This window comes from Mycolicibacterium pallens, assembly GCF_019456675.1.
In the GTDB taxonomy this organism is placed as follows: Bacteria; Actinomycetota; Actinomycetes; order Mycobacteriales; family Mycobacteriaceae; genus Mycobacterium; species Mycobacterium crocinum.
Map to the genome: position 1 here is coordinate 5,698,590 of NZ_CP080333.1, position 13,566 is coordinate 5,712,155.

Sequence of the window (13,566 nt, forward strand, 5' to 3'; positions counted from 1 at the left end):
GTATGGACGACAAGCGGCGGGCCCGACGCGCACGGATCATCGACGCCATCCGCAAGACTCCCCCGGAACCACTGGGCCCGCCCGACTCCCACGACCAGGTCGAGGTGGCGGCGATGCTGCGGGAGATCGGCATCGCGCTGATCGAGGTCGAACAGCCCACGCAGCTTGTGTTTTCGCGGCTGACCGAGATCGCCGCGCAGTACACCACTGCGCCGGTGCGCCTGGTCGTGCTGCCCACGGTGCTGATGATTCAGGTGGGCACGGTCGGCTATGAGGTCGACACCTCGACCACGTACTCATTGCAGCTCGACATGGCCGGCCGTATCGACGACATCGCCAGCCTGGCTGCCGTCGGCGCGATCACCCCCGCCGACGCGATTGCGGCGATCACCCGGGCGCGCAATTTGCGCCCGCGCTTCGGGCCGGTCGCGACGACGCTCGGATATGCCCTCACCACAATCGGTTTCGGTATGATCATCAACCCGACCTGGGCGTCGCTGCCCGGATATCTGTTCCTCGGCCTGATCGTCGGGGCGATCGCTCAACTCGGCCGGCCCTTCCCTTCGCTGAACCCGGTGCTGCCGACCGCGGCGGCGATGATCGTGACGATGCTGGCGACGTGGTTCGTCGCGGACACCGCCAACGACGGGTTGCTGCGGGTGATCGCCCCGGCGTTGGTCGCGATGCTGCCCGGAATGTCGTTGACCATCGGGGCGATGGAGCTGGCCAGCAACCAGCTGATCAGCGGCACCAGCCGGCTGGTCTACGGCGTCGCCCAGCTGGCGCTGTTGGTGTTCGGGGTCGCTCTGGGCGTGCACATCGCCGGCGAGGTCAAGCCGCAGGCGCCGTCGACGCAGATGGGTTCATGGTCGTTGTACGTGGCGATCATCGTGGTGGCGATCGGGCTCTATGTGTATCTCTCTGCCCCGCGCGGATCGCTGATCTGGCTGGCGGCCTCCATCGGTGTGGCGCTGGTGGGTCAGGCGATCGCCGGAAAGTTCGTCGCCGCAGCCTATTCCGGTTTCATCGGCGCTTTCCTGACGGTTCCGTTCGCGATGCTGGCCGCGCGGATCAGAACCTCACCCCCGGCAATCGTGATGATGCTGGCGGCGTTCTGGGCGTTGGTGCCCGGAGCGCTGAGCTTCGAATCGGTGAGCGTGGCCGCGACCGGCACCCGCGTCGGCACGGCCAGCCTGGGGGTCACCAGTGCGGCGATCCTGTCGATCGCGCTGGGCACCGTGATCGGCTGGAGCGTGTTCCACACCATCGACAGCCGATTGCACTGGCCGAAGGGATTGGATCAACCAACCGTACGGTAGGTTCACCCGGGTGGACGAGCTGAGCGCGGTCAGCGCATGGATGTCGGAACAGGGCCTGGGTGACGGCCCGCTCGAAAACGTCTCCGAGATCACCGGCGGCACGCAGAACGTCATGCTCCGTTTCACCAGGTCGGGCCGCGAATATGTGTTCCGCCGAGGGCCCCGCCACCTGCGGCCGGTCAGCAACAAAGTGATCCTGCGGGAGAAGCAGGTGCTGCACGCACTGGCCGGCACCGACGTCCCGCACCCGCGGCTGATCGCGGTGTGCGACGACACCTCGGTGCTGGGCGATGCGGTGTTCTATCTGATGGAACCGGTCGACGGCTTCAACGCCGGCTCGATGCTGCCGCCCCTGCACGCCGGCGACGCCGGCATCCGGCACGCGATGGGCCTGTCCATGGCGGAGGCGGCGGCCAAGCTCGGCGCCGTCGACCACGTCGCGGTCGGTCTGGCCGATTTCGGCAAGCCGGACGGATTCCTGGAACGTCAAGTGCCGCGCTGGCTTTCCGAGCTCGAGTCCTACAGCGGGTTCGACAATTACCCGGGTCCCGACATCGGTGATGTCGACGCTGTCGCCACCTGGCTGCAGAAGAACCAGCCCACCCACTGGCAACCCGGCATCATGCACGGCGACTATCACGCGGCGAACGTGATGTTCTCGCCGACCGGGCCAGAGGTGGTGGCGATCGTCGACTGGGAGATGTGCACCATCGGCGACCCCCTTCTGGACCTCGCCTGGATGCTGGCCACCTGGTATGCGCCCGGCCAAGAGTCGGTGCTGGGCAACGCCCTGATGGGCGCCGGCGATTTGGCCACCCCCGACGAGTTGATCGAGCGGTACGCGCAGAACACCACCCGCGACCTGTCCAATATCGACTGGTACACCGTGCTGGCGTGCTTCAAACTCGGCATCATCCTCGAAGGATCGAATGCCCGCGCGGTTGCGGGGTTGGCGCCCAAGGAAGTTGGCGACCACCTGCACATCGCGACGGTTCGCCTGTTCGAGCGCGCCCTGGCGCTGATGGAGGGACAACGATGATCGATTTCGAGATTCCCGATGACCTGGCGGCGTTGCGCGACGAGGTCCGCGCCTTCGTCGTCGAGAAGATCGTTCCCTACGAGCGAGATCCGCGCCTCACCCGCCACGGGCCCAACGAAGAGATGCGCACCGAGCTCGTGGGCCTCGCCCGGGATGCCGGCCTGCTGACGTTTCAGGCGCCGAACCGCTTCGGCGGCCGCGAACCCTCGCACCGCGAGCAGGCGGTGCTGTTCGAGGCCGCCGGCTGGTCCACGCTGGGGCCCGTCGCGCTGAACTGCGCGGCGCCTGACGAGGGCAACATGTATCTGCTGTCCAAGATCGCCAGCGACGAGCAGGCCGAGACGTTCCTGGTCCCGGTGATCGACGGCCGGCAGCGCTCGGTCTTCGCGATGACCGAGCCCGACGGCGCAGGCTCCGACCCGAATCAGCTTGCCACCGAAGCGGTTTTCGACGGCAGCGACTATGTGATCAACGGCCTCAAGTGGCTGATCACCGGGGCCAACAAGGCGCGAACCTGGATCATCATGGCGCGGGTGGCACCGAATTCGCACGGCGCCGACGGCCCGACCCTGTTCCTGTGCGACGGGCAGACACCGGGTATCGAGCTCGAGCGGGTCATGGACACCATGGACCGCAACTACGTCGAGGGCCACGGCGTCGTCCGATTCAACGACCTGCGACTGCCGACCTCCGCCGTCCTCGGCGAAGTCGGCCAGGCCCTTCGCTATGCCCAATTACGGCTTGCTCCAGCGCGTTTGACACACTGCATGCGGTGGCTTGGCGCCGCGTCGCGGGCACAGTCGATCGCGATCGAACATGCCCGCACCCGAACCGCATTCGGCAAGCCCCTCGGTGAGCATCAGGGTGTCAGCTTCATGCTGGCCGACAACGAGATCGCCCTGCAACAGTGCCGGCTGGCGATCTGGTGGGCCTGCTGGACGCTGGACGGCGGAGCCAAGGGCCGCCACGAGAGCTCTATGGTCAAAGCGTACGTCTCCGAGGAACTGTTCAAGGTCGCCGACCGCTGCGTTCAAATCCTCGGCGGCATGGGCATTTCCGACGAAACTCCGGTCGGCATGATCTTCTCCGACATGCGGGCCTTCCGCATCTACGACGGCCCGACCGAAGTGCACAAGTACGCGATCGCCCGCCAGGTATTGAGGAACCCGTCATGAGCATCTTGGATAGTTTCCGCCTCGACGACAAGGTCGTCATCGTCACCGGCGCCTCGTCCGGATTGGGCGTGTCGTTCGCGAAGGCCTTCGCCGAGGCGGGCGCCCACTTGGTGCTCGGCGCCCGTCGGGTCGAGCAGATGGCGGGCACCGCAGCGCTTGTCGAAGAGGCCGGACGAAAGGTGTACACCCGCAAGACCGATGTCGTCGACCCCGAGCAGTGCCAACAACTGGTGGATTCAGCGATCAGAGAGTTCGGCCGGGTGGACGTGTTGGTCAACAATGCCGGCGTGGGCACCGCGGTGCCTGCCACCCGCGAGACGCCCGAACAGTTCCGCAAGGTCGTCGACGTCAACCTCAACGGCTCGTACTGGATGGCACAGGCCTGCGGCCGAGTCATGCAGGCCGGAAGCTCAATCATCAATATTTCCAGCATCCTTGGCATCACCACGGGCGGTCTGCCGCAGGCCGCCTACAGCGCGTCGAAGGCCGGCGTGATCGGGCTGACCAGGGACCTGGCCCAACAGTGGGGACCGCGCAAGGGAATTCGCGTCAATGCCCTCGCTCCCGGCTTCTTCCAGAGCGAGATGACCGACGAATATCAGCCCGGCTACCTTGAAACCCAGCTACCACGTGTCATGGTGGGCCGAATGGGAGATCCCGCCGAATTAGCCGCTACCGCAATCTGGCTCGCGTCTGCAGCCGGCGGTTATGTGACGGGCCAGACAATTATCGTCGACGGCGGCCTGACCATCACCTAGTGATAACGATCACGCGTCGTTTGGGCCCCTCTTAGGACTCTCACATCATCGTGACACCCGGTTTTAAGACGGGTCTGGGACTCTCGTTGCATGGGCTTCGACGTGTACCTGGTGTCGGCGGTCATCGCTGCCGTCGTCGCCTGGCTGGTCAGCCCACGCTTTCAGTCCTATGACCCGCCGAGCGACATCGCCCGCGGGTTCTGGTCGGCGGTCGCCGGCGCACTGTGGCCCCTCATCGTGGTGGGTGCCATTCAGATCATCGCGGTCCGCTACATCGCCCGCCGCCTCCGCCCGGCCCCCGTCGAAGCGGTTGGCCTCGCTTCGTTGGTGGCGCTGCCGGACGCCGGCGTACGTTCCTGACCGCCGCCCGCGCTGGTAATCCGACATCGCTGAACGAAATCGGCGACTATTGACGCCTAGCGAAGAGGAGATCGCCCGTGATGATGCGCGAGAAGCTGGTTTCGGTGGGCCTGGCAGCTCTCACCGTTACCGGCATCATGCTTTCGGCCGCCGCCACGGCCTCTGCCGACGATTCGGACAGTGGCCTGTTGTGGCCCGATCCGAATGAGCCGTCCTATTGGGACGCCAACGAGAATCCCGGCAGTACCGGGCCCGCCCCGCTGCCGACCGATGATCTGTATTGGAAAGAGGGTCAGGACGCGGGGGGCACGGGCAATGCGCCCCAGCCGAGCGGACCCGAGTACACCGATGAAGGTGAGAACGCCGGGGCTGTCTAGCCCCTGGCGATTACGACGACCAGACGAGTTGCGCGTCGCTGCGGGACAGCTCTGCCCGGGCGCGGCGCTCGACCAGGAGCGGCACGAATTCGCGAATCCTGCTGTCTTCGAAGCGATGGTGGACGTTGGTGACGGTCTGCGCCACGTCATCGCGCGGTACTTCTGAGTAGGCGGCAGCAAGGCGGTCGATGACCTGTTCGATCAACATAACTTCGCTTACGTTTCCCACTCTGTTAACTCTGAGGCATCTGGTCAACCGGGTCAATTTGACGTTCGTCACGGCGCGGGATCGCTGAGGTAGTGCGCCACAACCGGCCGCAGCCAGTCGGCGAGCGTCGCGTTGTCCATGGCCACCAGCGGTGGTATGCCCAGCACATAGCGTCCGACCGCCAACCCCAGCATTTGTGAGCCCACGAGTGCGGCCCGCTCGGCGGGCCGGTCCGGCACGACCGCCGCGAGCGCCGGACTCACCTGGTCGACGAAGACGCCGAGCAGCGCATCGGCGGCGACCCGGTTGGTGGCCGCAGAGCGCAATAGCGGCAGGAATGGCCCGTGCGGTCCCCACACGTCGACGAACAACGGCAGCACCAGGTCGATGACGCGATCGGGTGCGACTCCGGCCAGGTCGGGAAACGTGATCGCAAGCCGGGACGCGGCGGCGAACAGCTCGGCCTTATTGCCGAAGTAGTGCATGACCAGCGCGGGATCCACGCCCGCGGCCGTGGCGATCGAGCGGATGGTTGTGCGCTCGAAGCCTCGCTCGCCGAACTGGGATCGCGCTTCGGCGAGGATCCGCGAACGAGTCGCCTCGCCGTCGCGCGCCTTCGTCATGCCGGCAGTCTATTCAACAACTGTTGACATCACCAAGCCCGGGGGGCCTAGCGTCGAGTTCAACAAGTGTTGAGGAGGTGTCCGACATGACCGTCACTGCCATCCAGATCGGTCTCGACCCCGAGCTGATCGACTATTCGTCGCCGGACTTCGCACAATTCCGCGGACTGTCCAAGGACCGGCTGCGCGCCGCCAACGACGAGAACGTGGCGGCGCTGCGGGCCGCCGGCTACCAGGTCGACAACTGTCTGATCGACGTCGGTGCAGCCGGTGTCGAGAAGGCCCGCCGTTGTCTGGACGCCAGGCACTACGACGCCGTGCTCATCGGCGCAGGCGTGCGGCTGGTCGCCAGCAACACGCTGCTGTTCGAATCCATCGTCAACGCGGCCCACGTGGCCCAGCCCAGCTGCCGATTCGTGTTCAACCAGGCGGCCAAGGCGACCCCCGACGACATCCGTCGTTGGTACCCCGATCCGGAAGGAGCGCTGCGATGACCGATCACGACGTCGACGTCCTCGTCGTGGGAGCCGGCCCGGCCGGCCTGACCGCCGCCGGTGACCTGGCGCGCGCCGGGCGTTCGGTGACCGTCCTGGAGCGCTGGGCCACGATCAATCCGTCGAGCCGTGCGTTCGCGGTGATGGCCCGCACGCTCGAACTCCTCGACGCGCGCGGCCTGGCCGAGGACCTGCTGACGAAGGGGCAGCACGCGCCGCAGATCAGGATCTTCGGTGGCGCGCGACTTGATCTGACCCACCTGGATTCGGCCTACCGTTTCGTGTTGATCACCCCGCAGACCAATGTCGATGCCGCGCTGGCCGATTACGCCGACGCGCAGGGAGCCGATATCCGCCGCGGTATCGAGGTGGTCGACCTGGTGCAGGACGCGACCGGGGTGACGGTGACTGCGCAGCCGCATGATGGCACCGGTCCGGCGATGACGTGGCGGGCGAAATACGTGATCGGCGCCGACGGCGCGCACCGCACGGTGCGCCGCCTGGTCGGGGCGCAGTTCCCCGGCAAGACAGTGCTGTCCTCGGTGGTACTGGCGGATGTGAAGCTGGCGCACGGGCCCGACGACGGGCTGAAACTCGGCAACACCCGGCAGGTCTTCGGGTTCCTGGCGCCGTACGGTCGCGGCGACGCCGAGGGTGCGTGGTATCGCGCGATGGTGTGGGACCGCGGTCATCAAGTGCCCGACACCGAACCGGTGGAGTCGGAGGAGGTGGTCGACGTGATGGACCGAGCCTTCAACGCCGACATGGGTGTGCTCGAGATCAGCTGGAAGTCCCGATTCCATTGCGATGAAAGGCAAGTCGCGCAGTATCGGCACGGCCGAGTGTTCCTGGCCGGTGACGCCGCACATGTGCACTCCCCCGTCGGCGGCCAAGGCATGAACACCGGCATTCAGGATGCGGCCAACCTGGCGTGGAAACTGGCAGCGGTGCTCGGCGGCGCCGACGACAGCCTGCTGGACACCTATCAGGACGAGCGTCATCCGATCGGCCGACGGGTGGTGTGGCAGTCCGGTGTGATGACGCGCGCGTTGACGCTGTATCCCCGGGTCGCGCGGTTGATGCGGAATCTGCTGGCGCCCAGGCTGCTTGGCCTTCCGGTGGTGCGCGATGCGATGGCAGGCAGCTTCGCGGGGACGGGTCTTCGCTACGGCCGGCGCGGGCCGGTGGGCACCCGGGCGACGCCGATCCCGCTGGCCGAGGGCCGGCTGACCGAATTGCAGCGCACGCCGCGGTTCGCGTTGATCCGCGAACGCGGGGCCGCGCCTGTCGAGGTATCCGGCGCGCTGCAGGCCGAACGCACGGACGACGGCCCCGCGGTGTTGGTGCGGCCCGACGGCTACATCGCGTGGACGGGCGCATCAGCCGATGGCGGCTGGCGTGAGGTTCTGAAGACGTGGTTTCCGGCTGCAGCCGGATGCCCATCACGATGCGCTGATGCGTTGTCGCACAACGGAAGATGAACTCCCAGCTTTCACCCGCTGATCACCGTTGCACCAGGGCGGTGAAGCTCGCTCGCAAGAGACTGCCGTCGACATAGTGCCCGGCAGGCCAGGGACCAAATGCTCTGTAACCGGTGTCATCTCAGTCTTAACATCTGAACCAGCGGTTCATCTTGATGAGGCGTACGGCAGAAGCATGGTCAACTCGTCAGCCTTCTTCTCAACGGCCGGGCATCCCAGCCGTAGCTCTCGCTCGGCTGCTCATGCACCCCCACATCTTCGGCCTCCACTCGATCTCGCATTGAGGGGACGAGCGATGGACTGAACTCATCGAGCTGAGAGGAGCGAAAAATGAAGAAAATCGTCATAGCCGTGGTCGCGGCCGTACTTTCGGCCGCTGGAATCGCATTAGCCGCTCCCTCAGGGGCCGATTGCGGCGGAGGCGGTAACGGTGGCTGGACGCCCTGGGGCGGCGGCAGCTATTGCGACGGCGATCCTTACCCGGACGGCAGTTACGACCACTGCGTCAGCGTCACGGTTCTCGGCTTCGGCGGCACCAACTGCCAGCGGATATACCCGCCAGCGCCGCCGCCATGACGGTCGTGAGATGTTCCGGTGAATGAATCCGGCCTGCGCTACGGGAGTCAACGTGCTGATGTCCGGTGTCGCCGCCTGGCTCGAAAGTGCGCCCGAAGGGATTCGAACCCCTAACCTTCTGATCCGTAGTCAGATGCTCTATCCGTTGAGCTACGGGCGCCGTTCTGTCTTCAGTTGTCGTGGCTGACGAATCAGCCGCGGCGGAGGCGAGAGGATTTGAACCTCCGGTCCCCTGTAAGGGGGACAACTCATTAGCAGTGAGTCCCATTCGGCCGCTCTGGCACGCCTCCTGAACTACCTGAGCGTACCGGAGCCTGACTGATGCCCCGAACCGCCGATGGATGAGAGTACACAGCCCACTTAGACTTGGACAAATGACCGCCCGCCTGCGCCCCGAACTGGCCGATCTACCGGCCTACACCCCGGGCAAAACGGTGTTGGGCGCGATCAAGCTGGCCAGCAACGAGACCGTGCACGGACCGCTGCCCGGTGTGCGTGCGGCCATCGCCGCCTCGGCCGAGACCATCAACCGCTATCCCGACAACGGCTACGTGGAGCTCAAAGAGCACCTGGCCAAGCATCTGAACTTCGCGCCGGAGAACATCGCCGTCGGCTGCGGCTCGGTGAGCCTGTGCCAGCAGCTCATCCAGATCACGTCGTCGGTCGGCGACGAAGTGGTCTTCGGCTGGCGCAGCTTCGAGATCTATCCCCTGCAGGTGCGCGTGGCCGGCGCCACCCCGATCCAGGTGCCGCTGCGGGACTACACCTACGACCTCGACGCGATGCTGGCCGCGATCACCGACCGGACCCGCCTCGTCTTCGTCTGCAATCCGAACAACCCGACCTCCACCGTCGTCGACCCCGACGAGCTGGCCCGCTTCGTCGCCGCTGTGCCGTCGGACGTCCTTATCGCCATCGATGAGGCCTACGTCGAGTACATCCGCGACGGCATGCTGCCCGACAGTCTCGGGCTCGTTCGCAGTTATCCTAATGTCGTTGTGTTGCGCACTTTTTCGAAGGCGTATGGGCTGGCCGGACTGCGCGTCGGCTACGCCGTCGGCGATCCCGACGTGATCACCGCGCTGGGCAAGGTCTACGTGCCCTTCAGCGCGACCACCGTCTCCCAGGCCGCCGCGATCGCGTCGCTGAACGCCGCCGACGAACTGCTGGCCCGCACCGACGCGGTGGTCGCCGAGCGGCGCAGGGTCTGCGCCGCACTCACCGGATTCGGCTATACCTTCCCCCCGACGCAGGCCAACTTCGTCTGGCTGCCGCTGTCGCCGGAGGAGACTCCCGATTTCGTCGAGCAGGCCGCCGACTCACGCATCTTGGTCCGCCCATACGGCACCGACGGCGTCCGCGTGACCATCGGCGCCCCCGAGGAGAACGACGCGTTCCTGACGTTCGCGAAGGCGTGGATCGCTAGCCGCTGACGTGCTGTCGCCCGGTGAAGGCCACCAGCCGGTCCAGCTTCGAGGCGTGCGCGGCCACGTCCACCGGGTCGTCGAAACCCGCTCTGACCCGGCCCTCCGGGGTGATGATGCGCTGCGCCAGGCCCGTCACGTAGTCGGTCAACGAATCCGGTGCATTGATCGGGCGGTCGATCGCCGACGCGTAATCCCAAGCATGAACCAGGAATTCGAGCGACAGAATGCCGGCCATGTAGCGTGCGGGCGCCTCGTTCTCGCCGAACGGAACGGTGCCGTCGAGCCCGCGGCGCCGCCACGCGTCCACCGCGGGCCGCGCAGCGGCGATGATCTGGCGTTCGACGGATTCGTCGGGATTGCGCTCGGGAACCTGTGCGCCGGCGGCACCACCCAGCAGCGTGATCGAATTCAGCAGGTGGTCGGTGAGCCCTGCGACGTCGAACTCACGGCACGGCGTCTGCTTTTTCAAATCATCGGAAGCAATACCGTGGACAACCTGTTGTAGAACCTGGAGCGATGCTTCGGCGCTGTCCAGTTCATCAACCGGCGGAGCTTCCGGTCCTGCGGTGAGTTCGTCGGCCATGCCCCAACAGTACGTCTGGCCGCCGACAGAATAGTGTTCGGTAGAGTGCCACGAGAAGGGACGCGCAGCATGGGCAAGATCTATGACAACGTCACCGAGCTGGTCGGTCGGACCCCGCTGGTCCGCCTCAACCGGTTGACCGAGGGCCTCGACGCCGAGGTCGCGGTCAAACTCGAGTTCTACAACCCGGCCAACAGCGTCAAGGATCGGATCGGTGTCGCGATCATCGACGCGGCCGAGGCGTCCGGCGAACTGAAGCCCGGCGGCACCATCGTCGAGGCCACCAGCGGCAACACCGGCATCGCCCTGGCGATGGTCGGCGCGGCTCGTGGCTACAAGGTGATCCTGACGATGCCGGAGACGATGTCCACCGAACGTCGCGTGATGCTGCGCGCCTACGGCGCCGAGATCGTGCTGACCCCCGGCTCCGAGGGGATGGCCGGCGCGGTGGAGAAGTCGCGCCAGATCATCGCCGAGACCGACAACGCCGTCTCGGCGAACCAGTTCGGCAACCCGGCCAATCCGGCGATCCATGAGAAGACCACCGCCGAAGAGGTCTGGGAGGACACCGACGGCAAGATCGACATCTTCGTCGCAGGCATCGGCACCGGCGGCACCGTCACCGGCGTGGGACACGTCCTCAAGAAGCGCAAGCCCGGCGTCCAGATCGTCGGGGTCGAGCCCAAGGATTCTCCGCTGCTCACGGAGGGCAAGGCCGGCCCGCACAAGATTCAGGGCATGGGAGCCAACTTCGTTCCCGAGGTACTCGACCGCGACGCCTACGACGAGATCGTCGACGTCGAGCTCGACGACGCCATCCGGGTGGCGCGAGATCTGGGAACCGCCGAAGGCATCCTGGGCGGCATCTCGTCCGGCGCGATCGTGTGGGCCGCACTGGAGATCGCCAAGCGTCCAGAGAACGCCGGCAAGCTGATCGTGGCGGTGGTGTGTGACTACGGCGAGCGCTACATCTCCACACCGCTTTTCGAGCACATCAGGGACTGACTCCATGGGCCTGTTGTCGACACTGCGTGAAGACCTGAGCAACGCGCGCAGCCATGACCCGGCTGCGCGGGGTGACGTCGAGAACGCCTTGGTCTACTCGGGCCTGCATGCGATCTGGTCGCATCGGCTGGCGCACCGCCTGTGGGCCAAGCCGGCGCTTCGTGGCGCGGCACGTGTGCTGTCGCAGTTCACCCGGTTCGCCACTGGGATCGAAATCCATCCCGGCGCCACCATCGGCCGCCGATTCTTCATTGACCACGGAATGGGCGTGGTGATCGGCGAGACCGCGGAGATCGGTGACGACGTGATGCTCTATCACGGCGTCACACTCGGCGGACGCTCGCTGGAACACGGCAAGCGCCACCCGACGCTCGGGAACCGGGTGGTCGTCGGTGCTGGAGCAAAGATATTGGGCCCGTTGGTGATTGGCGACGACAGCGCTATCGGCGCGAACGCCGTGGTCACTCACGACGTGCCGGCGGATTCGATTGCCACCGGCATCCCCGCCGTCGTGCGTGGGCGTACCGAGAAGCAACGTGAGCAACTGGTGGATCCGACGACCTACGTCGACCCCGCCATGTACATCTAAGCGGCATCGAATCCCGCTGATCCGAAGTGTCTGATCCTGCCCCGCACGGGATTAGCGTCTGCAGGCGCGAATCCAGCGAAAGGGCATCATGTCGAACCAAGTCGAACCGGGCGTCGCCCCGGCTGCTGTAGATACCGCTGATGGCCGCGCGCACCGCAAGCTTCGCGGGTCACTCGGCGTGTGGGGCATCGTCTTCGTTGTCGTGGCCGCCGCCTCCCCGCTGGGCGTCATGGGCGGGCCGGTTCCGCTCGGAATCGCCAACGGCAACGGGATCGGCTTCCCCGCAATCTTCGTCGTCAGCACACTGATCATCCTGCTGTTCGCAGTCGGATTCACGGCTCTGACGCCGTACGTCCCCGATGCGGGTGCGTTCTACTCCTACATCGGCAAGGGCCTCGGCCGGGTGACTGGCTTCGGCTTCGCGTTTGTCGCGCTGATCTCGTACCTGACGCTGGAGATCGCCGTCTACGGTCTGATCGGACAGGGCGCCCAGGCGTTGTTCACCTCCTATGGACTTCCCACTATCCATTGGGGGATATGGGCTTTCGTCGCATTCGCGATCGTGACGGCATTGGGCCACTTCAACATCGACCTGTCTCGCAACGTTCTCGGCGTGCTGCTGATCGGCGAAGTGGCGATCGTGCTGGCACTCGACGCCGCTGTGGTATTCAGTGGTGGCCACGAAGGGCTGTCCACCGGAATCGTGACGCCGTCCGAAATCCTCTCGGGCGCACCGGGTATCGCGCTGCTGTTCGCGATCCTGAGCTTCATCGGATTCGAGGCCACCGCGGTGTTCCGCGACGAGGCGCGCGAGCCGCTGCGCACCATCCCGAAGGCCACCTACCTGGCCGTGATCCTGATCGGGGTGTTCTACACCGTCTCGACGTGGGCGCTCATCAGCGCAGTGGGTGACACCAAAGCAGTCGAACAGGCCCAGGCCGATCCGTCCGCCTTGCTACCCAACGCAACTGAGCAATACCTCGGCGCAGCCGGTCTGCACATCGTCCAGGTCCTGTTCGTCACCAGCCTGTTCGCCTGCATCCTGTCGTTCCACAACATCGTCGCGCGCTACGTGTTCACGCTGTCCAACCGCCGGGTGTTCCCGAACCGGCTCGGGCAGGCGCACGCCGCCCACGGCTCGCCGCACATCGCCTCCGGGGTCGACGCGATCGTCGTCGCCGTGGCGATCGTCGTCGCGGTCCTCTTCCAGCTCGACCCGGTGACGCAGTTCTACACCTGGCTGGCCGGCATCTCCACGGTCGGCATCACGATCCTGCTGATCGCCACCACCGTCGCGGTGCTCGCCTTCTTCATTCGTCGCAAGCGAGCCGGTCAGCTGGAGGTCTCGACCTGGCGCGCGTTCGTCGCACCGGGCCTGGGCCTACTGGGCCTGGTGATCTCCTTCGCGCTGATTCTGCAGAATCTGCCGGGGCTGGTCGGTGACTCCACGCCGATCGCGATCGGCGTCGTCGCGCTCCTGGTCGCGTTCTTCGCCCTCGGCGCGGGAATCGCCGCGCGTCGGCCGCACGTGACCCTGGAGTAACGCAGGCGG

The 13,566-nt window shown here is 66.0% G+C and carries 16 protein-coding genes and 2 tRNA genes; 13 read left to right on the forward strand and 5 right to left on the reverse strand.

The annotated features are described in order from the left end of the window. The first annotated feature begins 2 nt into the window (after positions 1 to 2). From K0O64_RS27910 to K0O64_RS27935, 6 genes are all read left to right on the forward strand, one after another. Positions 3 to 1,319: a threonine/serine exporter family protein gene (locus K0O64_RS27910; protein ID WP_096312521.1), complete on the forward strand. Its 1,317-nt coding sequence runs from the start codon at positions 3 to 5 to the stop codon at positions 1,317 to 1,319. Between the two features lie 40 nt (positions 1,320 to 1,359). Beyond that, positions 1,360 to 2,358, forward strand: coding sequence for a phosphotransferase family protein (locus K0O64_RS27915; RefSeq protein ID WP_096313049.1), 999 nt, complete (start codon positions 1,360 to 1,362; stop codon positions 2,356 to 2,358). After that, positions 2,355 to 3,533 (forward strand): acyl-CoA dehydrogenase family protein, encoded by a 1,179-nt coding sequence (locus K0O64_RS27920; protein ID WP_096312522.1) that lies wholly within the window; start codon positions 2,355 to 2,357, stop codon positions 3,531 to 3,533. Before K0O64_RS27915 ends, K0O64_RS27920 begins: the two co-directional genes overlap by 4 nt. After that, positions 3,530 to 4,291 (forward strand): SDR family NAD(P)-dependent oxidoreductase, encoded by a 762-nt coding sequence (locus K0O64_RS27925; protein WP_071948676.1) that lies wholly within the window; start codon positions 3,530 to 3,532, stop codon positions 4,289 to 4,291. Before K0O64_RS27920 ends, K0O64_RS27925 begins: the two co-directional genes overlap by 4 nt. Positions 4,292 to 4,381: 90 nt before the next feature. After that, complete coding sequence (locus K0O64_RS27930) at positions 4,382 to 4,651, forward strand: hypothetical protein (RefSeq protein ID WP_071948675.1); 270 nt, start codon at positions 4,382 to 4,384, stop codon at positions 4,649 to 4,651. 77 nt (positions 4,652 to 4,728) lie between these two features. After that, positions 4,729 to 5,028 carry a hypothetical protein gene (locus tag K0O64_RS27935; RefSeq protein ID WP_125477511.1) on the forward strand — a complete coding sequence of 100 codons (300 nt, stop codon included), beginning with the start codon at positions 4,729 to 4,731 and terminating at the stop codon, positions 5,026 to 5,028. Positions 5,029 to 5,038: 10 nt separating this feature from the next. Here K0O64_RS27935 and K0O64_RS27940 read toward each other — a convergent pair whose 3' ends face one another. Further along, positions 5,039 to 5,236 (reverse strand): three-helix bundle dimerization domain-containing protein, encoded by a 198-nt coding sequence (locus tag K0O64_RS27940; protein ID WP_071948673.1) that lies wholly within the window; start codon positions 5,234 to 5,236, stop codon positions 5,039 to 5,041. 68 nt (positions 5,237 to 5,304) lie between these two features. Next, positions 5,305 to 5,859: a TetR/AcrR family transcriptional regulator gene (locus K0O64_RS27945; protein ID WP_071948672.1), complete on the reverse strand. Its 555-nt coding sequence runs from the start codon at positions 5,857 to 5,859 to the stop codon at positions 5,305 to 5,307. A gap of 86 nt (positions 5,860 to 5,945) precedes the next feature. Here K0O64_RS27945 and K0O64_RS27950 point away from each other — a divergent pair, with 86 nt between their 5' ends. The 3 genes from K0O64_RS27950 to K0O64_RS27960 all read left to right on the forward strand — a co-directional run bounded on the left by K0O64_RS27950 (position 5,946) and on the right by K0O64_RS27960 (position 8,410). Continuing rightward, a complete protein-coding gene (locus K0O64_RS27950; RefSeq protein ID WP_096313050.1) occupies positions 5,946 to 6,353 on the forward strand; it encodes a hypothetical protein in 408 nt (135 codons plus the stop codon). Continuing rightward, a complete protein-coding gene (locus K0O64_RS27955; protein ID WP_096312523.1) occupies positions 6,350 to 7,834 on the forward strand; it encodes an FAD-dependent oxidoreductase in 1,485 nt (494 codons plus the stop codon). The genes K0O64_RS27950 and K0O64_RS27955 overlap by 4 nt, the downstream gene beginning before the upstream one ends. Before the next feature lie 330 nt (positions 7,835 to 8,164). Further along, the gene (locus K0O64_RS27960) at positions 8,165 to 8,410 is read left to right on the forward strand and encodes a hypothetical protein (RefSeq protein WP_071948671.1); all 246 of its coding nucleotides are present in this window, start codon (positions 8,165 to 8,167) and stop codon (positions 8,408 to 8,410) included. Between the two features lie 87 nt (positions 8,411 to 8,497). Here the strand turns inward: K0O64_RS27960 and K0O64_RS27965 are convergent. Both K0O64_RS27965 and K0O64_RS27970 read right to left on the reverse strand, forming a co-directional pair. After that, positions 8,498 to 8,570 (reverse strand) — tRNA-Arg (locus K0O64_RS27965). Positions 8,571 to 8,611: 41 nt separating this feature from the next. Then, positions 8,612 to 8,700 (reverse strand) — tRNA-Ser (locus tag K0O64_RS27970). A gap of 84 nt (positions 8,701 to 8,784) precedes the next feature. Here K0O64_RS27970 and hisC point away from each other — a divergent pair. Beyond that, complete coding sequence (gene hisC / locus K0O64_RS27975; protein ID WP_071948650.1) at positions 8,785 to 9,843, forward strand: histidinol-phosphate transaminase; 1,059 nt, start codon at positions 8,785 to 8,787, stop codon at positions 9,841 to 9,843. On the opposite strand, the gene K0O64_RS27980 is transcribed toward hisC, so the two are convergent. Continuing rightward, positions 9,833 to 10,420, reverse strand: a complete 588-nt coding sequence (locus K0O64_RS27980; RefSeq protein ID WP_096312524.1) for a TIGR03086 family metal-binding protein — start codon at positions 10,418 to 10,420, stop codon at positions 9,833 to 9,835. The genes hisC and K0O64_RS27980 overlap by 11 nt on opposite strands. A 69-nt stretch (positions 10,421 to 10,489) precedes the next feature. Here K0O64_RS27980 and cysK point away from each other — a divergent pair, with 69 nt between their 5' ends. From cysK to K0O64_RS27995, 3 genes are all read left to right on the forward strand, one after another. Next, complete coding sequence (gene cysK / locus K0O64_RS27985; RefSeq protein WP_071948648.1) at positions 10,490 to 11,425, forward strand: cysteine synthase A; 936 nt, start codon at positions 10,490 to 10,492, stop codon at positions 11,423 to 11,425. 4 nt (positions 11,426 to 11,429) lie between these two features. Beyond that, entirely contained in the window at positions 11,430 to 12,014 is a 585-nt protein-coding gene (gene epsC / locus K0O64_RS27990; protein WP_071948647.1) for a serine O-acetyltransferase EpsC, read from the forward strand. An 88-nt stretch (positions 12,015 to 12,102) separates the two neighbouring features. Then, positions 12,103 to 13,557 (forward strand): APC family permease, encoded by a 1,455-nt coding sequence (locus K0O64_RS27995; protein WP_220045877.1) that lies wholly within the window; start codon positions 12,103 to 12,105, stop codon positions 13,555 to 13,557. The last annotated feature ends 9 nt before the right edge of the window (positions 13,558 to 13,566 follow it).